The organism is Janthinobacterium sp. GW823-FHT06H09, from assembly GCF_058794735.1.
In genome coordinates this window covers 88120-106824 of the sequence record NZ_JBXAHC010000013.1, presented here as the reverse complement: position 1 = coordinate 106824, position 18705 = coordinate 88120, and the positions used below count along the sequence as shown (strand labels likewise).

The 18705-nt window shown below is 63.9% G+C and carries 19 protein-coding genes; 14 read left to right on the top strand and 5 right to left on the bottom strand.

The genetic code is table 11. The features are described 5' to 3' along the window. The first annotated feature begins 6 nt into the window (after positions 1-6). The 8 genes from AC1Q6X_RS21690 to AC1Q6X_RS21655 all read left to right on the top strand — a co-directional run bounded on the left by AC1Q6X_RS21690 (position 7) and on the right by AC1Q6X_RS21655 (position 9624). Positions 7-2406 (top strand): 3-hydroxyacyl-CoA dehydrogenase/enoyl-CoA hydratase family protein, encoded by a 2400-nt coding sequence (locus tag AC1Q6X_RS21690; protein WP_070292368.1) that lies wholly within the window; start codon positions 7-9, stop codon positions 2404-2406. 11 nt (positions 2407-2417) lie between these two features. After that, positions 2418-2915 carry a PaaI family thioesterase gene (locus tag AC1Q6X_RS21685; RefSeq protein ID WP_230506575.1) on the top strand — a complete coding sequence of 166 codons (498 nt, stop codon included), beginning with the start codon at positions 2418-2420 and terminating at the stop codon, positions 2913-2915. Positions 2916-2983: 68 nt separating this feature from the next. Further along, on the top strand, positions 2984-4180 hold the full coding sequence (locus AC1Q6X_RS21680; RefSeq protein WP_070221628.1) for an acetyl-CoA C-acyltransferase: 1197 nt from the start codon (positions 2984-2986) through the stop codon (positions 4178-4180). Positions 4181-4384: 204 nt separating this feature from the next. Beyond that, the gene (locus AC1Q6X_RS21675) at positions 4385-5164 is read left to right on the top strand and encodes an enoyl-CoA hydratase (RefSeq protein ID WP_070221627.1); all 780 of its coding nucleotides are present in this window, start codon (positions 4385-4387) and stop codon (positions 5162-5164) included. Between the two features lie 435 nt (positions 5165-5599). After that, positions 5600-7009 carry an HdeD family acid-resistance protein gene (locus AC1Q6X_RS21670; RefSeq protein WP_230506574.1) on the top strand — a complete coding sequence of 470 codons (1410 nt, stop codon included), beginning with the start codon at positions 5600-5602 and terminating at the stop codon, positions 7007-7009. A 66-nt stretch (positions 7010-7075) separates the two neighbouring features. Then, positions 7076-7678: a TetR/AcrR family transcriptional regulator gene (locus AC1Q6X_RS21665; protein ID WP_070221625.1), complete on the top strand. Its 603-nt coding sequence runs from the start codon at positions 7076-7078 to the stop codon at positions 7676-7678. Positions 7679-7760: 82 nt separating this feature from the next. Next, positions 7761-8924, top strand: coding sequence for an iron-containing alcohol dehydrogenase (locus AC1Q6X_RS21660; protein WP_230506573.1), 1164 nt, complete (start codon positions 7761-7763; stop codon positions 8922-8924). 22 nt (positions 8925-8946) lie between these two features. Continuing rightward, the gene (locus tag AC1Q6X_RS21655) at positions 8947-9624 is read left to right on the top strand and encodes a type 1 glutamine amidotransferase domain-containing protein (protein WP_070312539.1); all 678 of its coding nucleotides are present in this window, start codon (positions 8947-8949) and stop codon (positions 9622-9624) included. A gap of 30 nt (positions 9625-9654) precedes the next feature. Here the strand turns inward: AC1Q6X_RS21655 and AC1Q6X_RS21650 are convergent, their stop codons facing one another. Next, positions 9655-10251 (bottom strand): TetR/AcrR family transcriptional regulator, encoded by a 597-nt coding sequence (locus tag AC1Q6X_RS21650; protein ID WP_492498372.1) that lies wholly within the window; start codon positions 10249-10251, stop codon positions 9655-9657. Positions 10252-10292: 41 nt separating this feature from the next. Here AC1Q6X_RS21650 and AC1Q6X_RS21645 point away from each other — a divergent pair, with 41 nt between their 5' ends. After that, a complete protein-coding gene (locus AC1Q6X_RS21645; protein WP_492498371.1) occupies positions 10293-10820 on the top strand; it encodes a dihydrofolate reductase family protein in 528 nt (175 codons plus the stop codon). Here the strand turns inward: AC1Q6X_RS21645 and AC1Q6X_RS21640 are convergent. After that, positions 10817-11620, bottom strand: a complete 804-nt coding sequence (locus tag AC1Q6X_RS21640; protein WP_492498370.1) for a metallophosphoesterase family protein — start codon at positions 11618-11620, stop codon at positions 10817-10819. The genes AC1Q6X_RS21645 and AC1Q6X_RS21640 overlap by 4 nt on opposite strands. A 138-nt stretch (positions 11621-11758) precedes the next feature. Between AC1Q6X_RS21640 and bla the strand changes: the two genes are divergently transcribed. From bla to AC1Q6X_RS21625, 3 genes are all read left to right on the top strand, one after another. Further along, positions 11759-12703 (top strand): subclass B3 metallo-beta-lactamase, encoded by a 945-nt coding sequence (bla, locus tag AC1Q6X_RS21635; RefSeq protein ID WP_492498369.1) that lies wholly within the window; start codon positions 11759-11761, stop codon positions 12701-12703. A 289-nt stretch (positions 12704-12992) separates the two neighbouring features. Further along, entirely contained in the window at positions 12993-14201 is a 1209-nt protein-coding gene (locus AC1Q6X_RS21630) for an RtcB family protein (RefSeq protein WP_492498368.1), read from the top strand. A gap of 11 nt (positions 14202-14212) precedes the next feature. Then, the gene (locus AC1Q6X_RS21625; protein ID WP_227742091.1) at positions 14213-14386 is read left to right on the top strand and encodes a hypothetical protein; all 174 of its coding nucleotides are present in this window, start codon (positions 14213-14215) and stop codon (positions 14384-14386) included. 9 nt (positions 14387-14395) lie between these two features. Here AC1Q6X_RS21625 and AC1Q6X_RS21620 read toward each other — a convergent pair whose 3' ends face one another. Beyond that, positions 14396-15199: a metallophosphoesterase gene (locus tag AC1Q6X_RS21620; protein ID WP_492498367.1), complete on the bottom strand. Its 804-nt coding sequence runs from the start codon at positions 15197-15199 to the stop codon at positions 14396-14398. A 46-nt stretch (positions 15200-15245) separates the two neighbouring features. Continuing rightward, positions 15246-16151 carry a LysR family transcriptional regulator gene (locus tag AC1Q6X_RS21615; RefSeq protein WP_409027359.1) on the bottom strand — a complete coding sequence of 302 codons (906 nt, stop codon included), beginning with the start codon at positions 16149-16151 and terminating at the stop codon, positions 15246-15248. A gap of 117 nt (positions 16152-16268) precedes the next feature. On the opposite strand from AC1Q6X_RS21615, the gene AC1Q6X_RS21610 reads away from it, so the two are divergent. Together AC1Q6X_RS21610 and AC1Q6X_RS21605 are read left to right on the top strand one after the other, a co-directional pair. Then, positions 16269-17135, top strand: coding sequence for a pirin family protein (locus AC1Q6X_RS21610; protein WP_492498366.1), 867 nt, complete (start codon positions 16269-16271; stop codon positions 17133-17135). A gap of 65 nt (positions 17136-17200) precedes the next feature. After that, a complete protein-coding gene (locus AC1Q6X_RS21605) occupies positions 17201-17902 on the top strand; it encodes an isochorismatase family protein (protein WP_217494254.1) in 702 nt (233 codons plus the stop codon). Between the two features lie 5 nt (positions 17903-17907). Here the strand turns inward: AC1Q6X_RS21605 and AC1Q6X_RS21600 are convergent, their stop codons facing one another. After that, positions 17908-18669, bottom strand: coding sequence for a substrate-binding periplasmic protein (locus AC1Q6X_RS21600; RefSeq protein WP_492498365.1), 762 nt, complete (start codon positions 18667-18669; stop codon positions 17908-17910). Positions 18670-18705 lie beyond the last annotated feature (36 nt).

Sequence of the window (18705 nt, the reverse complement as noted above, 5' to 3'; positions counted from 1 at the left end):
GAAAATATGACCAATTTCATCGTTAAAAAAGTAGCCGTCCTCGGCGCCGGCGTGATGGGCGCGCAGATCGCCGCCCATTGCATCAACGCGAAAGTGCCGGTCGTGCTGTTCGACCTGCCTGCAAAAGAAGGTCCAAAGAATGGCATCGTGCTGCGCGCCATCGAGAACCTGAAAAAACTGTCGCCTGCGCCGCTGGGCAACAAGGATGACGCCGCGCTGATCCAGGTGGCCAACTACGAAGACAACCTGGACTTGCTGGCCGGTTGCGACCTGATCATCGAAGCCATCGCCGAGCGCATGGACTGGAAACACGATCTGTACCAGAAGGTGGCCCCGCACATCGGCCCGAACGCGATCTTCGCCTCGAACACCTCGGGCCTGTCGATCACCAAGCTGGCCGAAGGCTTCGACGCCGACCTGAAATCGCGCTACTGCGGCGTGCACTTCTTCAATCCGCCGCGCTATATGCACCTGGTCGAGATCATCCCGACCGCGTTCACCAAACCCGAGATCGCCGACCAGCTGGAAGGCTTTTTGACCACCACCCTGGGCAAGGGCGTGGTCCGCGCCAAGGATACGCCGAACTTCATCGCCAACCGCGTGGGCGTGTTCGGCATCCTGGCCATCGTGCATGAAGCGGAAAAATTCGGCCTGTCCGTGGACGTCGTCGATGACCTGACCGGCTCCAAGCTGGGCCGCGCCAAATCGGGCACTTTCCGCACGGCGGACGTGGTCGGCCTGGACACCATGGGCCATGTGATCAAGACCATGCAGGACTACCTGCCGAACGACCCGTTCGCCGCCGTCTACAAGACGCCGGCCGTGCTGGCGCAGCTGGTCGAAAAAGGCGCGCTGGGCCAGAAGAGCGGCGCGGGCTTCTACAAGAAGGTCGGCAAGGAAATCCAGCGCCTCGATTTCGCCACCGGTGAATACGTGGCCGGCGGCGCCAAGGCGGCCGACATCATCGCCCGCATCCTGAAGGAAAAGGATCCGGTCAAGAAGATGAAGGCGCTGCGCGAATCGACGAATCCGCAAGGCCAGTTCCTGTGGGCGATCTTCCGCGACGCTTTCCACTACATCGCCATCCATCTGGACACCGTGGCCGACAACGCGCGCGACATCGACTTCGCCATGCGCTGGGGCTTCGGCTGGAACGTGGGCCCGTTTGAAACGTGGCAGGCATCGAACTGGCTGCAAGTGGCCAACTGGGTCAAGGAAGACATCGACGCCGGCCACGCGCTGTGCAACGCGCCGTTGCCTGCCTGGGTCTTCGAAGGCCCGGTCGCTGAAAAAGGCGGCGTGCACACGCCGGAAGGTTCGTATTCCGCCGTGTCGAACAGCTTCGTGCCACGCTCTAACCTGTCCGTCTACGACCGACAGCAGTTCCGCGCGCCCGTGCTGGGCAGCGGCGCCATCGACGGCAAGACCGCCGGCACCACCGTCTTCGAAGACGAATCCGTGCGCGTCTGGCATACGGGCGACGACGTCCTGATCATCTCGTTCAAGACGAAGATGCACGTGATCGGCGAAGGCGTGATCAACGGCCTGAAACTGGCATTGGCCGAAGCGGAGAAAAACTTCAAGGGCCTGGTGATCTGGCACGCGGACGCAGCCGAAGGCGGCGCCTTCTCGGCCGGCGCCGACCTGCAATCGGCCCTGCCGGCCTTCATGCAAGGCGGCGTGAAAGCCGTCGATCCGATCATCGCCGAACTGCAGAACACCTTCATGTCGCTGAAATACGCGAACGTGCCGGTGATCGCCGCGGTCGCTGGCCTGGCACTGGGCGGCGGTTGCGAGCTGGCGCTGCACGCATCGAAGCGCGTGGCCTCGATCGAGTCGTATATCGGCCTGGTGGAAGTGGGCGTGGGCCTGATTCCAGCCGGCGGCGGCTTGAAGGAAGCGGCGCAGCGCGCCTACAAGGAAGCCAAGGGTAACGATATCCTGCAATTCCTGAAAACGGGCTTCACCAATGCGGCCACCGCCAACGTGTCGAAATCGGCGCTGGAAGCGAAGAAGATGGGCTACCTGAAGGAAGACGACGTGATCGTGTTCAACGCCTACGAGCTGCTGCACGTGGCCAAGGTCGAAGCGCGCGCCATGTTCGACGCGGGCTTCCGTCCGGCGCTTCCTTCGCTGATCCAGGTGACGGGCCGCTACGGCTGGGGCACCATCAAGGCGCAGCTGGTCAACATGCGCGACGGCGGCTTCATTTCGGCGCACGATTTCAAGCTGGGCGAGATGATCGCCGAGATCGTATCGGGCGGCGACGTGGACCAGGGCAGTTTCGTCAGCGAACAGTGGCTGCTGGATATGGAACGCAAGGCATTCCTGGAGCTGTTGAACCATCCGAAAACCCAGGAACGGATCATGGGCATGATGCAGACCGGTAAGCCGGTACGCAACTAAGCACAACGTCGATGACGATCCTGTCCCTCGTATTTAAAGTACTGCTGCGCGTGAGGCCAAGCATGGTGTATGACCGTATCAAACAACAGATGATGGACACCTTGCCCTTCGTGCGGCTGCTGGGGATCAGCATCGACGAGATCGGCGCCGGCACCTCGAAGGTGTCGCTGCCGGACGATCCCAAACTGCATAATCACCTGGGCACGCAGCATGCGGGCGCCTTGTTTACCCTGGCCGAAACGGCTTCCGGCGCGGCCATGGCTGGCGGCTTCGCCGAGCTGATACTGGGCTTGCGCCCGGTGGCCAAGGAGTCGCGCATCGCCTACCAGAAGGTGGCCCGGGGCGCGACGCGCGCCGAAGGCCGCGTGCCGGGCGACCTGGCTGCCTTGAAGGCGCAGCTGGCGCAGGACGGCAAGGTGGCGTTTCCCGTGGCAGTCGATATTTTCGATGCCGAAGGCACGCTGGCGGCACAGGTGACGGTGGACTGGTATTTGTCGCAGAAGCGCTAAGCGGCAACCTGACTACCCCGGACATTCGACAGAACACGAACCTCGTTCAACATCTTTGAAAGAACAAAATGAGCAAACAACTTCAAGACGCCTACATCGTCTCTGCAACCCGCACCCCGATCGGCAAAGCGCCGCGCGGCATGTTCAGAAACACCCGCCCGGACGACCTGCTGGTGCGCGTACTGCAATCGGCCCTGGCGCAGGCGCCTGGCCTCGACCCGGCGCTGATCACCGACGCGATCATCGGCTGCTCGTTCCCGGAAGCGGAGCAGGGCTTCAACATCGCGCGTAACTCGGTGCTGCTGGCCGGCTTGCCGAAAACCGTGGGCGGCGTCACCGTCAACCGCTACTGCGCCTCGGGCATCACGGCCATCGCCATGGCGGCTGACCGCATCCGCGTGGGCGAAGCCGACGTCATGATCGCCGGCGGCATCGAATCGATGTCGATGGTGCCGATGATGGGCCACCACCCATCGATGAATCTGGACATGTTCAGCGACGAAAACATCGGCATGGCTTACGGCATGGGCCTGACGGCCGAAAAAGTGGCGCAGCAATGGAAAGTGTCGCGTGAACAGCAGGACGCGTTCTCCGTTGAATCGCACCGCCGCGCCATCGCCGCGCAGCAAGCCGGTTTCTTCAAGGCCGAAACGACGCCAGTGGAAATCATCACGCGCACGCCGAACCTGGCCACCGGCCAGGTGGACGTATCGCGCCGCACCGTCGACACTGACGAAGGCGCGCGCGCCGATTCGTCGATGGAGTCGCTGGCAAAACTGAAACCAGTGTTCGCCGCCAAGGGCACCGTCACGGCCGCCAACAGCTCGCAGATGTCCGACGGCGCCGGCGCGCTGCTGATCGTCAGCGAGAAAATTTTGCGCGAGCATAACCTGACCCCGCTGGCAAAATTCTCCTCGTTCGCCGTGCGCGGCGTGCCGCCGGAAATCATGGGCATCGGTCCGAAATTTGCCATTCCTGCAGCGTGCGCCGCCGCCGGCATCACGCAAGACCAGCTGGACTGGATCGAGCTGAACGAAGCGTTTGCCGCACAGGCATTGGCCGTCATCGGCGACCTGGGCCTGGATCCATCGAAGGTCAACCCGATGGGCGGCGCGATCGCCCTGGGCCACCCTCTGGGCGCCACCGGCGCCATCCGCGCCGCGACCGTGATTCACGCGCTGCAGCGCACCAAGCAGAAGTACGGTATGGTCACGATGTGCGTGGGCGCAGGCATGGGCGCAGCAGGCATCTTCGAACGCGTCTGATGACACTTGGCATAAGCTACTGCGCGTTGCGATTCGCGGCCTGCGATGCTCACTGTGCCTTCGCACAGTTGCGCGTCTCGGCCACAACTCGCTGCCGCTCGCTACGCTTCTGCCAGGCGTCGTGACGTCAGTGGTCAGCTAAGATTAGTCAAAACTTGGGCGCTGCGGGATTACCCCGGCGCCCTTTATCTTTTTGGAGATGACATGGATATTTTGTGCAGCAAGAGCGAGGGCATTCTGACCCTGGAATTCAACCGCCTGGAACGCAAGAATGCGATCACGGGCGCCATGTACCAGACCCTGGCCGATGCGCTGGTGGCGGCCGAGACGGACGATGCAGTACGCGCCATCCTGATCTGCGGCAAGCGCGAGATTTTCACGGCCGGCAACGACCTCGATGACTTCATGAAGACGGCGCGCCCGAAGGATGGCTCGCTTGACCATGACCGTCCCGTGTTCCAGTTCATGCGCGCCCTGTACGGCAGCAGCAAGCCCGTGGTGGCGGCCGTCTCCGGCCCCGCCATCGGCATCGGCACGACCTTGTTGATGCACTGCGATCTCGTCTACGCGGCCGACAACGCCAGCTTCTCGATGCCGTTCACGCAGCTGGGCCTGTGCCCGGAATTCGGCTCCAGCCTGCTGCTCACGCAACTGGCCGGCTACCCGCGCGCGGCGGAAAAGCTGATGCTGGGCGAATCGTTCCCCGCCAGCGAAGCGCTGGAAATGGGCCTCGTCTCAAAAGTCGTGCCCCTGTACGACCTGATGACGTTCGCGCAAGGCCAGGCGGCCAAGCTGGTGGCATTGCCGGCGGCCTCGATCCGCGCCACCAAGCGCCTGATGAAGCAAAGCCGCATGGAACCGATGAAGGCGGCCATCGCCGAGGAAAACAAACTGTTCAGCGCCATGCTGGGCGGCGCCGAGGCGAAGGAAGCGTTTACGGCCTTCTTTGAAAAGAGGAAGCCGGATTTCAAGAAGTTCGCCTAAGGCAGGGCCTGACATCGCGTCGGACCTTCACCATCTGATGCGGAAATGACGATCGACGATGAGAATGCGGTGGCCGGTCAGCGCGAAAACGACCACGTTTACAGCCGCTGCCGCAACTCATTGAATATAAAAGAAGTTTCTCAGCTGCGCCCCTGCAACGGGGGCTGGTCTTGACGTCGCGGCGAGCCTGATTGAAAACAGGGCCCAATAACGATTGCTTGGTGCGGCTACGGCTGCCGACAAGCAAACCTGACATTTTTATCTTTTATGATACTTTCCTGATGAATTTCATGTTTTATGCTAATGCATGGATTGCGACAGTTTCCATTCTCAAATGATGTGAAAGTTCATCGTCATGTATTTGCACGGCCATGACGACCAGTTGACGCGTATTGTCCGGGTATTGCTGCTGCAGGTAAAACAGGAGGAGCATTCATGATTCGATTGGTGTTGCTGTTATTGGGCGTTGAATATCTACGCAAGCGCTGGCGCAGTATCCTGCTGATCGGATTGATATGGCTGCTCGCAGGCCTGGTCATCTTTATTGACGCGCTCGACAATGCGATGTACTTCCCGATCAATTTTTTTGCTTACCTGTTCCTGGTCGAAGGTCTGGCAACGCTGGCTGTGGCATGGACTGGCGTCGGCGGACAGCGCATCTTGCGCTACGTGAAAGGCTGCGCCGTGGTGCTGGCGGCGATGCTGATCTTCGCCGGTCACCACCATGGCAATTTCCTGTTATCGATGATTTTTGGAACGCTTTTTCTCGCCGACGGACTGATACAGTGCGTCTCTGCCTACATGGTCCGCTATCGGCGCTGGCGCGTGGCGTTTTCCTGGGGCCTGGCCGAGATTGCGCTGGCAATCTTCTTTTATCAGCCATACCCGACGCATTATGTTGGAACACTACCGTATTGCCTGGGCTTGTTTCTGATGTTTGGCGGCGCCAATTTGATGGGGCTGGCAAGCCGTGTTCGTCGCATGAGCGGTAATCCGGCCCTGTTGGAATCGGCGCATTCCGCAGTCCAGCCGGATGAACACCTTGCTTCTGCATATACCCAAGTGGAGTGGGACGGTCCTCCAGCGGAGCATGAACAGGCGCTGACGGTGCATGTCTGGACGCCTGCCGGTTCAGCCAGGTCGCCGACCCAACATTATCCGATTGTCGATCGCTATATCGCCGCAGTCGATGTCAACGGCGTGATCTCTACCGGGCATGCGGCATTGGAATCGCCGGAAGGTATTTATATCAGCCTGTATCCGCGCACAGAGATCGACCGTTCGCCGGACGATTTCGGGCGCCTGCTGCGCGCCACCCGGGAGAATGACGTGCCGGGCGTATTCCAGCCGGATTATGCGACAGAATCCAAGGCATGGTGCCCGTCCACCGTTCAGGTCCGTATCCGGAATTACGACCCGCGCCAGCTGCAGGCTTTCTGGCGACAGTATCGCTGCGACGAGACTTACAATCTCACGCATCGTAATTGTTCCAGTACTGTTGCCCGGGCATTGGAGGCGGCGATCGACGGCGCCGTTGGCCGCCTGTATGGGGATCGCGCAGGCTGGAGAGTGTTTTTCCGCATCCTGGCGACGCCGGAGTTGTGGGTAGCCGCCCAGATCCGCAAGCGTGCCGTGACGATGGCGTGGACGCCCGGGTTGACGCTCGATTATTCCAGGGCGCTCAGCATGCTGGCCGATCCGCGTCCGTTCGCCTGGTGGAAATTGGCGAGGGCCGCCTTCAACAGGATGGCGCAATTGCGCCGCGAATGGCGTGCCCAGGACCATGGCGCCATCGATCTGCGCGAGAATCCTGGTGAAGACGCCATGCGTGACAAGCGCGCGTAGTTCGCCGTCGCTGCATTGAAATAGATGGATCTAGACGACTGGTCTAATTGTGCTACAATGCCCCGCATGAAAGCTGAATACACCGACGTGCGCCAGCACATTATCGACCAGGGCAAGGCCATCATCACGCGCAAGGGTTTTGCCGGCGTGGGGCTGAACGAGATTTTATCGGCCGCCGATGTGCCCAAGGGTTCGTTCTACCATTACTTCAAGTCCAAGGAATTGTTTGGTGTAGCGATGCTGGAAGACTACGTAACGCGCTACCTGGACGAAATGGAGCGCGTGCTGGGCCAGCCCGGCCGGAACGCGGCGCAGTCGCTGATGGCGTATTGGGCCAGCTGGACCAGCGACAGCCTCGATGGCAGCGGCTGCGACTGCCGTTGCCTGGTGGTCAAGCTCAGCAGCGAAGTGGCGGACATGTCGGAACCGATGCGCGTGGCGCTGCTTGGCGGCACCGACCGCATCATCGCCAGGCTGGCCCTGGCCATCGCGCGGGGCAGGGTGGACGATACGCTGCCATCGGTGGCCGACCCGGCGCAGATGGCCGCCACCTTGTACCAGCTGTGGCTGGGCGCGGCCATGTTGACCAAGCTGCGGCGCGACGCCAGCGCCTTGCAAACGGCCTGGCGGGCGACCCTGGCCATGCTGCAGCTGCCGCCGGATCAATAAGGGCGCCAGGTACGCGGATGACAGACATCCGCGTTTTTTTGAACCGCATTCTAGACGACCAGTCTAATAATAAAGGAGCAGCATGAAGAATTTTGAATTCCACAACCCGACCCGTATCGTCTTCGGTCTTGATACCGTCATCAAATTGTCCACGCTGGTGCCGCACGATGCGCGCGTGCTGATCTTGTACGGCGGCGCCAGCGCGGAAAAGACGGGCACCCTGGCCGAAGTGCGCACTGCTCTTGCGCTGGGCCAGCGCACGGTGCAGGAGTTTGGCGGAATCGAACCCAATCCCAGCTATGAAACCCTGATGCGCGCCGTGGCACAGGTGCGCAGCGAGAAGCTGGACTTCCTGCTGGCCGTCGGCGGCGGCTCCGTGATCGACGGCACCAAGTTCGTCGCCGCGGCCGCCCTGTATGACGGCGAGCCGTGGGAAATCGCCGAGCGCGGCGGCGCCAACGTGCAGCGCGCCCTGCCGTTCGGCACGGTGCTGACCTTGCCGGCCACCGGGTCGGAAATGAACAGCGGCGGCGTGGTGACGAAAAAAGCCACGCATGCCAAGCTGAGTTTTCGCAACCCGCTGCTGTACCCGCAGTTTTCCGTGCTCGACCCCGGCAAAACGTTTACCTTGCCGGCCACGCAGGTAGCCAATGGCCTGGTCGACGCCTTTGTTCACACCACGGAACAGTATCTGACCTATCCGGTGCAGGCGAAGGTGCAGGACCGCTTTGCCGAAGGCTTGCTGCAGACCCTGGTTGAGATCGCGCCGCAGGCGGTCGCCTCGCCCGACGATTACGCCACGCGCGCCAACCTGATGTGGACGGCCACCCTGGCCCTGAATGGCCTGATCGGCGCCGGCGTGCCGCAGGACTGGGCCACCCACATGATCGGCCACGAATTGACGGCCCTGTACGACATCGACCATGCGCGCACCCTGGCCCTGGTGCTGCCCGCACTGCTGGACGTGCAGCGCGAGCAGAAACGCGGCAAATTGCTGCAATATGGCGAACGTGTCTGGAACATCACGCAGGGCAGCGACGACGAGCGCATCGCCGCCGCCATCGCCCGCACCCGCGCCTTCTTTGAAGGGCTGGGCATTCCGACCCGTTTGTCGGCCTATCAGCTGGGCCAGGAAGCGGTGGAAGCGGTTTTGACGCAACTGGAAGCACATGGCATGACCTCCCTCGGCGAACACCGCGATATCGACCTCGCGCGTAGCCGCCGTATCCTCGAAGCAGCACTGTAACCCTGACATAAAAGGAAACAACATGAACATCCTGATGGTACTGACCTCGCACGATCAACTGGGCGACACGGGCAAGAAAACCGGCTTCTGGCTGGAAGAATTCGCCGCGCCCTACTATGCCTTGCAGGAAGCGGGCGCGCAGCTGACGGTGGTTTCGCCCAACGGCGGCCAGCCGCCGCTGGACCCGAAAAGCGACGAGCCCGATTCGCAAACGGACGCCACGCGCCGCTTCAAGCAGGACGCCGCTGCGCAAGCCGTGCTGGCCAACACGGGCAAGCTGGCCGACGTGAAGGCGGCCGACTTTGACGCCGTGTTCTACCCGGGCGGCCATGGCCCGCTGTGGGACCTGGCTGAAGACCCGCACTCGATCGCGCTGATCGAGCAGATGATCGCCGCCGGCAAGCCCGTCGCCGCCGTCTGCCACGCGCCTGGCGTGCTGCGCCACGTGAAGGCGGCCGACGGCTCGCCGCTGGTGCGCGGCAAGCAGGTGACGGGCTTTACGAATACCGAGGAAGACGCCGTCGGCTTGACGGCCATCGTGCCTTTCCTCGTCGAGGACATGCTCAAGCAAAACGGCGGCGTTTACTCGAAGCTGGGCGACTGGCAGCCGTACGCCGTCACCGATGGCTTGCTGGTCACGGGCCAGAACCCGGCCTCGTCGGAAGCGGCCGCCCAGGCGCTGCTCAAGCTGCTGGCTTGATGCGCCGGTAGGACGGCCGGCCGCCGGGCGTCATCCACCGCTGCGTCCGGCGGCCATGCCCGCCAGGATCAGGCCGACGGACGTATGCCAGGCCGTCTCGCTGGCGGGCCTGCCCGCCAGTGCATAGCCGTGCAGGAAATCGACGAGCGCGTCGCGCCCGCGCAGCCGGGTTTTTTTATCCAGATCGAGGGCCTCCACGGCCAGCTCGAACAGCGTCGTAAAGCGTTCAGCCACATCGGCTTGCGTCACGAGTCCGCGTGCCATCAGGCGCACGAAATACGGTGTGGCGCTGACCAGTTCCAGGTACAGCGCGCACAGCGCGAGCAGGCGGCGCTGCGGCCCCTGGCGTTGCGTAAACGGCGGCTGGCGCGGATCGAGCGCGGCAAAACGCTGCGCCATCAGGGCCAGTAATAACTCCTCTTTTCCCGCATAGTAGTGATACAGGGCCATGGCATCGACGCCCAGCCGCTGCGCCAGCGCGCGCATGGAAAACGCTTCGCCTTGCTCTTCCAGCAGGGTCAAGGCCGCTTGCAGGATGGCGGTGCTGTCCAGCGCGGGCGCCACGCGGCGCGGACGTCCGGCACGGCGCACGGGAGATTCCAGGTCTTGAAGTTTTGGGGTTTTCATGGGCATAATTCTACACCGTAGAATTAATTGAAGGAACATCCATGAAAAAGCCTGTTGTCAGCGTATTTCTCGGCATCAGCATCGACGGCTGCATCGCCGGAGAAAACGGCGACCTGTCCTGGCTGGCCGAGCTGGCGCCTGACTCGCCCGACGCCACCGGCTACACGGCCTTGATGGAGCAGGTCGATACCTTGCTGATCGGCCGCACCACGTATGACGCCGTGCTGGGATTCGAGCCGTGGCCGTATGCGGGCAAGCGCGTGGTGGTATTGAGCCACCGCGACTTCGCGCCGCGCCATGGCGAGCAGCACCGCGAGGGCAGCGTGCGTGAAGTACTGGAGGGGCTGGCCGAAGACGGCTGCCGCCACGTGTATCTCGACGGCGGCGCCGTCATCCGCGCCGGCTTGCGCGAGGGCGTCGTCGACAGCCTGACCTTGTCCGTGCTGCCCGTGGTGCTGGGCAAGGGCGTGCGCCTGTTCGAGGACGGCTTGCCGCGCAGCGACTGGCGCCTGGACGGCACGCGCCAGCTGCCCAGCGGCGTGGTGCAGCTGCGCTATCGGAAAAATTAAACCGTGCCGGCGAGGTCGACGATAAAGCCGGAATCGTAGCGATCGTTTTCCGGCGTGCCATCGGGCCGCTTGTAGCCGCAGGGGTTGCAGACGACGCGGCACTCCTGGACGCGGTAGTCGAGCGAGGCGTGCATGTGGCCATGCACCCACAGGTCGGCCTGGGCTACCAGCTCGTCCAGCTGCGAGGCGAAGGCGGGCGAACCCAGGTTCGTCGCGTATTGCTCTTCCACCGACAGCATCGACGGCGCCATGTGCGTGATGACGACCGTCTTGCCCTCGAATGGTTGCGCCAGCTGTCGTTCCAGCCACGAACGGTGCTGCGCATGCAGCTGCGCCGTGTCGCTGGCGCACAAGAGACGCGGTGCATCGCCGCCCGTGCTGATGCGCTTGTAGTCGGGCATGTAGCTTTGCGCCGCGCTCAAGGCTTCATCCCGGCGCTCGGCGCCGAACAGCAGAAAATCCGTCCACAGCGTGACGCCGAGAAAGCGCACGCCATCGAGCGTCACGGCGTCGCCGTCGAGCAGGCGGATGTTGGCGCCCTGCGCATTGGCGCAGGCGCAGGCGTCGCGCACGGCGTCCTGCATGCGTTCGAGCTGGTGGCCATACCCCTCGTGATTGCCATGCACGTACAGCACGGGCAGGGCGCCGAAGGTGCGCGCGGCCCAGGCGATGGCGTTGCTGCCCGTGTCGATGTCCCCGGCCAGGATCACCACGTCGGGGCGGCTGGCGGCAAGGTCGATGGCGGGCGTGTCTTCACCCCAGACTTCCAGATGCAGGTCGGACAGAATCAGCAAACGCATGGCAATAGGGCGGCAAGGCGCACGAAAGTGTATGGACCTCTATCGTAGCGCAAGTGCGGACGATGGCTTGCTTGACCGCGCGAGGGTAGCGACGTTACTCTGTGGCATCGATTACCGCACACTCATTACTGGAGCCGCATGCCGCCTTTCTTCCTTTCCAAGTCCCTGCTCAGCATCGCGCTGGCCGCCCTGGCGCTGCCATTTGCCGCGCATGCCGCCACGCCCGCCGTCGATCCCTTGACGCAGCCGATCGCCTCGCCGTATGCGGCGCAGTGGAACCGCCCGCAGCAGCCGGCACGCATCCACGGCGACACGTATTACGTGGGCGTGGGCGGCTTGAGCGTGGTGCTGATCGATACGCGCGACGGCTTGATCCTGATCGATGGCGCGTTGCCGCAGTCGGTGGCCGCCATCAAGGAACATATCCTCGAGCTGGGCTTTCGCCTGGAAGACATCAAGTTCATCCTGAATACGGAAGCGCATTTCGACCATTCGGGCGGCATTGCCGCCCTGGCCCGCGACAGCGGCGCGCAGGTGGTCGCCAGCCCGCTCGGTGCGCAGGCGCTGCGCGCGGGCTCGGTACTCGCCATGGACCCGCAGGCGGGCGAAATCGACCCCATGCCGGCCGTGGAAAACGTGCGCGAGATCGCCGATGGCGAAACCCTGCATCTGGGCGAGGTGACCGTCACGGCGCGCTACACGCCTGGCCATACGCCGGGCAGCACCAGCTGGACCTGGGTCTCGTGCGAGGATGCCGAGCGTCAGGAATGCCTGAACGTGGTGTTCGGCGCCAGCCTCACGCCGGTGGCGGCCGACGATTTTCACTACCTGGGCGATGACCGCCATGGGGACCTGACGCCGGCCTTCCGCCGCGTCATGCAGGACTTTGCCAAACTGCCGTGCGACATTTTGATCTCGGCCCACCCGGACCACTCGGGCGGCGACCTGAAACTGACGCAATTGCTCGAAGGCGTCACGCCGAATCCTTTCATCGATGCGCAGGCGTGCCGCAATTACGCGGCCAAAAATGAAGTCAAGCTCGATGCCCGCATCGCGAAGGAAAAAGCGGCCGCGACAAAATAACAACGTTGGCGTCTTCGCCATGAAAAGCGGTTGACGCACTGCAGCATAAGGTGCAGAATCATCGTCCGCAGTTCAGCGCAGTTCAGATTAACCAGACAAAAGAAAGGAAACCCATGTTCGAGCAGGCTGGCAGCAAGTTGTACTACCACTAGCCCCGTGCATGACGCTCGGGGCCATCGGCACATTGCCGATCCCGAGCCGGTGTCCTGCAAAACCCCGGTGAGGAAACTCGCCGGGGTTTTTTTCTTTTCGACGACCCCGGCATAACGACAATACCAAGGAAGACGTTATGCCCATTCATCAGACACTGCACGGCGCCCATGTGCCCGTGCATATCTTTACCGACGATATCGACGCGCAGGCGCTGCGCCAGCTGCACAATATCGCCAGCCTGCCCATCGTCCATCCGCATGTGGCGGCCATGCCAGACGTGCATGCCGGCATCGGCGCTACCGTCGGCAGCGTGATTCCCACGCGCGCTGCCATCATCCCGGCCGCCGTTGGCGTCGACATCGGCTGCGGCATGAACGCCGTGCGCACGACCCTGACGGCCAGCGACCTGCCCGATAACCTGGCGCGCCTGCGCAGCGCCATCGAAGCGGAAGTGCCCATCGGCTTCGAACAACATGAATGGAGCCGCGTGCAAGGCTCGCGCCAGGCGCGCGCCGTGCGGCCGCTCGGCGACCGCCTGGCGCACATCGTTGAGCGCCACCGGGGCATCGCCAAGATGCTGCGCCAGTTCGAGCGCACGTGGATTTGCCAGGCCGGCACCCTGGGGGGCGGCAATCACTTCATTGAAATCTGCCTCGACGAGGAGCAGCGGGTGTGGATCATGCTGCATTCGGGTTCGCGCGGCATCGGCAACGTGATCGGCCGTTACTTTATCTCCGCCGCGCAGAAGGACATGCGGCGCCACCAGCTGCAGCTGCCGGACGCGGACCTGGCGTACCTGAGCGAGGGCTCCACGGTATTTGACGACTATGTGGAAGCGGTGGATTGGGCGCAGGATTACGCGCTGCTCAACCGCAGCGAAATGATGCGCCGCGTGCTCGATGTGCTGGCGAAGTTTGCTCCGCCGTTCCGGCTCGACGGGGAAGCCATCAACTGCCACCACAACTACATCGCGCGCGAAACGCATGGCAATGAGGATTTATATGTGACGCGCAAGGGCGCCATTTCGGCGCGGCAGGGCGAGCTGGGCATCATCCCCGGCAGCATGGGCGCACGCAGCTTCATCGTGCGCGGCAAGGGCAAGCCGGAATCGTTCTGTTCCTGCTCGCACGGGGCGGGGCGCAGCATGAGCCGCAGCGAGGCGAAGCGCCGCTTCAACCGCTTCGACCTCGCCGAGCAGACGGCCGGCATCGAGTGCCGCAAGGATGGCGGCGTGATCGACGAGATCCCCGCCGCCTATAAAAATATCGACGCCGTCATGGCGCATCAGAGCGACCTGGTGGAAGTGGTGCATACCTTGCGCCAGGTCGTCTGCATCAAGGGTTGAAAGGAGTGGCCATGAAGATCAAAGTGAAAATCCCGCCCAAGCCGCGCAACCCGCTGGTGGCGGCCGCCAAACTGCGCGGCGGCGCCGGCGCGCATCAGTCGGAAGCGTCGCCGCGCGCGGCGCGCCGGGCCGGCAAGCACCGGCTGCAGCAACTGCTGGCGGGACGCCTGAAGCCCGAGGAGTAGCGCGCTGGATTAACGCAACGGCAGTTCGACGATGAAGTTCGGGTTGAACTGGGGATTTTGCGGCGTGCCGCTGCGCGTCTTGTAGCCGCAGGGGTTGGCTACGACGCGGCACGGGCCGATGCGGTAATCGCGCGAGACGTGAATATGGCCATGCACCCACAGGTCCGCCTGCGCGGCCAGATCGTCCAGGCGCGAGGCATAGGCAGGCGAGCAGCCCTCGCTGCCGTAGGCGTCGTCGACCGAGCGCAGCGACGGCGCCATGTGGCTGATGACCACCGTGCGGCCGTCGAAGGGCTGCGCCAGTTCGCGCGCCAGCCAGGCTTTTTGCTGCGCGTGGAACATCGCCGTGTCGGCCGCGCGCAGCTTGCGAAAGCCCATGCTGGCCAGGCGGATGCGCTTGTAGTCGTTCATGACGGCTTCCGCGTCGCGCATGGCCGCTTGCCGCGTGTCGTCGCCCAGCAGGCGGAAATCCGTCCACAGGGTGGCGCCCAGGAAGCGCACCTTGCTGCCTGCCGGGTCGGTGAAGACGTGGGTATCGGCGTCGAGAAAATGCACGTTCGGCGTGGCGGCGCAGGCCGCGCGCAGCTCCTGGCGCACCTTGTCGAGGTGGTGGCCATAGCCTTCGTGGTTGCCATGCACGTACAGCACGGGCAGGCCCGCAAACGCGGTGGTGGCCCAGGCGACGGCGCGCGCGCCCGTATCGATGTCGCCGGCCAGGATCACGGCGTCGGGACGGCTGAGCGCAAGGTCGCCCTGCGGCGCTTCGTCGCGCCATAGCTCATGGTGCAGGTCCGACAGAATCAATAAACGCATGCGGTATCCAGGCGATTCGGGAGTACGCCATCGTACCTGAAAACCGTCACTCTTCCTCCAGCGCGGCGAAGCTGTGCGCCAGGTAGTCGATCAGCGCGCGCACGGCCGGCAGCAGGCCGCGCCGCGACGGGAAGACGGCGTGGATGATTTCGCGCTGCGGCCGCCATTGTCCCATCAGCGGCAGCAGGCTGCCGTTGGCCACCTGTTCGGTGATCATCATGGTCGGCAGCTGCACCACGCCCACGCCGGCCACGGCCGCGTCGCGCAGGGTCAGCATGTCGCCCGTGACGAAGCGCGGCACGTGGCGCAGCTGGGCGCGCGCGCCATCGGGGCCATATAAATCCCACTGGTAGTGCTGCTGCGGCATGCCCAGGGCCAGGCTGGGCCAGTCCGCCAGGTCGGCCGGGGCTGTCGGCAGCGGCGCGTCGCCGAACAGCAGCGGGCTGCCCACCATGCACTGGCTGCGTTCGGCTAGCACGCGCAGCACCAGGTCGCTGTCGGGCAGCGGCGGCGGGCGCACGCGGATGGCCACGTCGATGCCCTCGGCCACCAGGTCGACGCGGCGGTTGCTCGCTTCGAGCAGCAGGGTCACCTGCGGATGGTCGCGCATGAAACCGGCCAGCATGGGAGCGACCAGGGAATGCAGCAGGGCGATGGGGCAGGACAGGCGCACCGTGCCGCGCGGCGCGGCCCGCGTCAGTTCGATCGCTTCCTGCGCCGCCTCCGCTTCCACCAGCATCGCCTTGCAATGCTCGTAAAACGTCTGCCCCACATCGGTGACGGAAAAATGCCGCGTCGTGCGCTGCAGCAGGCGCGCGCCCAGGCGCTCTTCGAGCAGTGCGATGCGCCGGCTCAATTTGGACTTCGGCATGCCCAGCGCGCGCCCGGCCGGGGCGAAGCCGCCATGGTCGACCACCTGCACAAAGTAATACAAATCGTTCAAATCCTGCATGCCGCCTCCTTGATCGTTCTATTTTTGGAACGCTGATGGCGAATTTTACCGTCTACCGGCTTCATCGTTGCAAGCGTATTCTGTTTCCATCGTAATGCAAACCAACAGGAGATCGAGATGAACACAGTCACAGGTATCTACAGCGCACCGCGCCAGCACTGGGTCGGCGACGGTTTTCCCGTGCGCTCGATGTTTTCGTATAACGGCCATGGCAAGCAGCTGAGCCCCTTCCTGCTGCTCGACTATGCCGGCCCCGCCGAATTTGCGCCCGGCACGCGTCCGCCCGGCGTCGGCTCGCACCCGCACCGCGGTTTCGAGACGGTGACCATCGTCTACAAGGGCGAAGTGGCGCACCGCGATTCGACGGGCCAGGGCGGCGTGATCGGCCCCGGCGACGTGCAGTGGATGACGGCCGGCGCCGGCATCCTGCATGAAGAGTTTCACTCGCCTGCCTTCACGCGGTCGGGCGGCACGCTGGAAATGGTGCAGCTGTGGGTGAACCTGCCGGCGAAAAACAAGATGACGGCGCCCGGCTACCAGGCCATCACCAGCGACACGATTCCCACGGTGGCGCTGCCCGACGGCGCCGGTTCCGTGCGCGTGATCGCCGGCGACTTCGACGGCCGGCACGGACCGGCCCGCACGTTTTCGCCGATGCAGGTGTGGGATGTGCGCCTGGCCCAGGGCAAGCTGACGGCGCTGCCGGTGCACGCCGGCTGGAGCACGGCGCTGATCGTCCTGCATGGCACGGTGCTGGTCAATGGCGAGAGCGTGGTGCGCGAAGCGCAGATGGCGCTGTTCGGGCGCGACGGCGACAGCATCACCGTCGAGGCGAACAGCGACGCCGTGGTGCTGCTGCTGAGCGGCGAGCCGATCGACGAGCCCATCGTCGGCCATGGCCCCTTCGTCATGAACAGCGAAGCGGAAATCGCGCAGGCGTTTGAGGATTTCAACAGCGGCCGCTTCGCCCGCATCGCGACATAGTTTGTGTCATTAATTTGTGCAGTACCCATGCCGCATCCCGCGGCATGGTTTTTCAGGAGACCACCATGAGCACCCCCGCCAACTTCCAAGGTTTGCCACCGATGATCGATCCCGACGACGCCGTCATGCTGCTGATCGACCACCAGAGCGGCTTGTTCCAGCTGGTGCGCGACATCGAGCAGCACGTGCTGCGCGGCCACGTCACGGCGCTGGCCAAGCTGTCGCGCCTGGCCAATATGCCGACCTTTACCACCGCTTCCGTGCCCGACGGCCCGAACGGCCCCTTGATCCCGGAGATCCATCATTTCAACCCGGACGCCGTCTACATCCCGCGCACGGGCCAGATCAACGCCTGGGACAATCCTGCCTGGGTCGAGGCCATCGAAAAGACGGGCCGCAAGACCCTGCTGATCGCCGGCACGCTCACCAGCGTATGCATGGCTTTCCCCACCATCAGCGCGCTGGCGGCCGGCTACAAGGTGTTTGCCATCATCGATGCCTCGGGCAACTGGTCGAAGATGGCCACCGACATCACCATGGCGCGCGTCACGCAAGCGGGCGCCGTGCCGATCGACACGTATGCCGTGCTGGCTGAAGTGATGAGCACCTGGAACCGCGCCGATGCGATGGATTTCGCCGCCATCATGACGGACCACATCGTGCCGCCGTACCGTGCCCTGATCGAAAGCTACGACAAGGCGCAGGGCGTGCAAAAGAATGGCCGCGAGACCAAGCTGGAAATCCTCGAGGCGGCCAGCAAGGGCTGATCGCCTTACGGCGCGTCGTAGCGGGCGCGTATCGCCGCCAGCACGCCGCGCTGCTCCAAGCGCGTGATGGCGGCGTTCAGGCGCGCCAGATCGGCCGTGCTGGTGCTGCGCGCATTGAGCATCAGGTGCACGGGCGCGCGCAGGGCGAGGAAGGGCAGGGCGGTCAGGGCGACGCCCTGCAGGCGCGCTTCGTGGCGCACGGCCAGCACGTCGCCCAGCAACAGGTCGGCGCGGCCCGCGTCGAGCATGAGGATGCCTTGCCGGAAGCTGCCGAAGGTATTCAGGCGGCTGTCTTTTTCCAGCGCCGGACGGCCCGCAGCGTACTGCGGGCCATACCAGCCCACCTTGGGCGCGAGCAGGGTGGCCTTGCCGCGCGCCAGCTGGCCGAAGCTGCCGACATGGCGCTGCGCGGCGGGCGTGCCGGCCTTGCCGAAGACGCCGACGGCTTCATCGCGGTACGAGATGGAGAAGCGGGCGTAGGACTGGCGTTCCGGCGTTTCGGACGCGGCCAGCATCAGGTCCAGTCCGCCTGTCTGGAACAGCAGCTGGCGCCGCGCCGTGGGCAGTTCCGGCAAGGTGACCAGGGTGCAGTGCGCTTCCTTGAAGATGGCCTGCAGCAATTCCAGGTCCAGACCCGTATAGCTGCCTTGGGCGTCGCGATACAGGTACGGCGGCCATTGCTCGAGCGCCATTGTCATGCGGCAGGCCTGGGCGGGCAGGACGCTGCCGAGCAGCGTTGCCGCAAGCAGCACGTGGCGCAAGCGCATGGAACATCTCCGCAGTGGTTCAAGTGGTAGTGCTTG

Bases quoted from the DNA above. Each gene is read 5' to 3' on its own strand.
- AC1Q6X_RS21690 (WP_070292368.1), top strand. From the start codon at position 7: ATGACCAATTTCATCGTTAAAAAAGTAGCCGTCCTCGGCGCCGGCGTG.
- AC1Q6X_RS21685 (WP_230506575.1), top strand. From the start codon at position 2,418: ATGACGATCCTGTCCCTCGTATTTAAAGTACTGCTGCGCGTGAGGCCA.
- AC1Q6X_RS21680 (WP_070221628.1), top strand. From the start codon at position 2,984: ATGAGCAAACAACTTCAAGACGCCTACATCGTCTCTGCAACCCGCACC.
- AC1Q6X_RS21675 (WP_070221627.1), top strand. From the start codon at position 4,385: ATGGATATTTTGTGCAGCAAGAGCGAGGGCATTCTGACCCTGGAATTC.
- AC1Q6X_RS21670 (WP_230506574.1), top strand. From the start codon at position 5,600: ATGATTCGATTGGTGTTGCTGTTATTGGGCGTTGAATATCTACGCAAG.
- AC1Q6X_RS21665 (WP_070221625.1), top strand. From the start codon at position 7,076: ATGAAAGCTGAATACACCGACGTGCGCCAGCACATTATCGACCAGGGC.
- AC1Q6X_RS21660 (WP_230506573.1), top strand. From the start codon at position 7,761: ATGAAGAATTTTGAATTCCACAACCCGACCCGTATCGTCTTCGGTCTT.
- AC1Q6X_RS21655 (WP_070312539.1), top strand. From the start codon at position 8,947: ATGAACATCCTGATGGTACTGACCTCGCACGATCAACTGGGCGACACG.
- AC1Q6X_RS21650 (WP_492498372.1), bottom strand. From the start codon at position 10,251: ATGAAAACCCCAAAACTTCAAGACCTGGAATCTCCCGTGCGCCGTGCC.
- AC1Q6X_RS21645 (WP_492498371.1), top strand. From the start codon at position 10,293: ATGAAAAAGCCTGTTGTCAGCGTATTTCTCGGCATCAGCATCGACGGC.
- AC1Q6X_RS21640 (WP_492498370.1), bottom strand. From the start codon at position 11,620: ATGCGTTTGCTGATTCTGTCCGACCTGCATCTGGAAGTCTGGGGTGAA.
- bla (WP_492498369.1), top strand. From the start codon at position 11,759: ATGCCGCCTTTCTTCCTTTCCAAGTCCCTGCTCAGCATCGCGCTGGCC.
- AC1Q6X_RS21630 (WP_492498368.1), top strand. From the start codon at position 12,993: ATGCCCATTCATCAGACACTGCACGGCGCCCATGTGCCCGTGCATATC.
- AC1Q6X_RS21625 (WP_227742091.1), top strand. From the start codon at position 14,213: ATGAAGATCAAAGTGAAAATCCCGCCCAAGCCGCGCAACCCGCTGGTG.
- AC1Q6X_RS21620 (WP_492498367.1), bottom strand. From the start codon at position 15,199: ATGCGTTTATTGATTCTGTCGGACCTGCACCATGAGCTATGGCGCGAC.
- AC1Q6X_RS21615 (WP_409027359.1), bottom strand. From the start codon at position 16,151: ATGCAGGATTTGAACGATTTGTATTACTTTGTGCAGGTGGTCGACCAT.
- AC1Q6X_RS21610 (WP_492498366.1), top strand. From the start codon at position 16,269: ATGAACACAGTCACAGGTATCTACAGCGCACCGCGCCAGCACTGGGTC.
- AC1Q6X_RS21605 (WP_217494254.1), top strand. From the start codon at position 17,201: ATGAGCACCCCCGCCAACTTCCAAGGTTTGCCACCGATGATCGATCCC.
- AC1Q6X_RS21600 (WP_492498365.1), bottom strand. From the start codon at position 18,669: ATGCGCTTGCGCCACGTGCTGCTTGCGGCAACGCTGCTCGGCAGCGTC.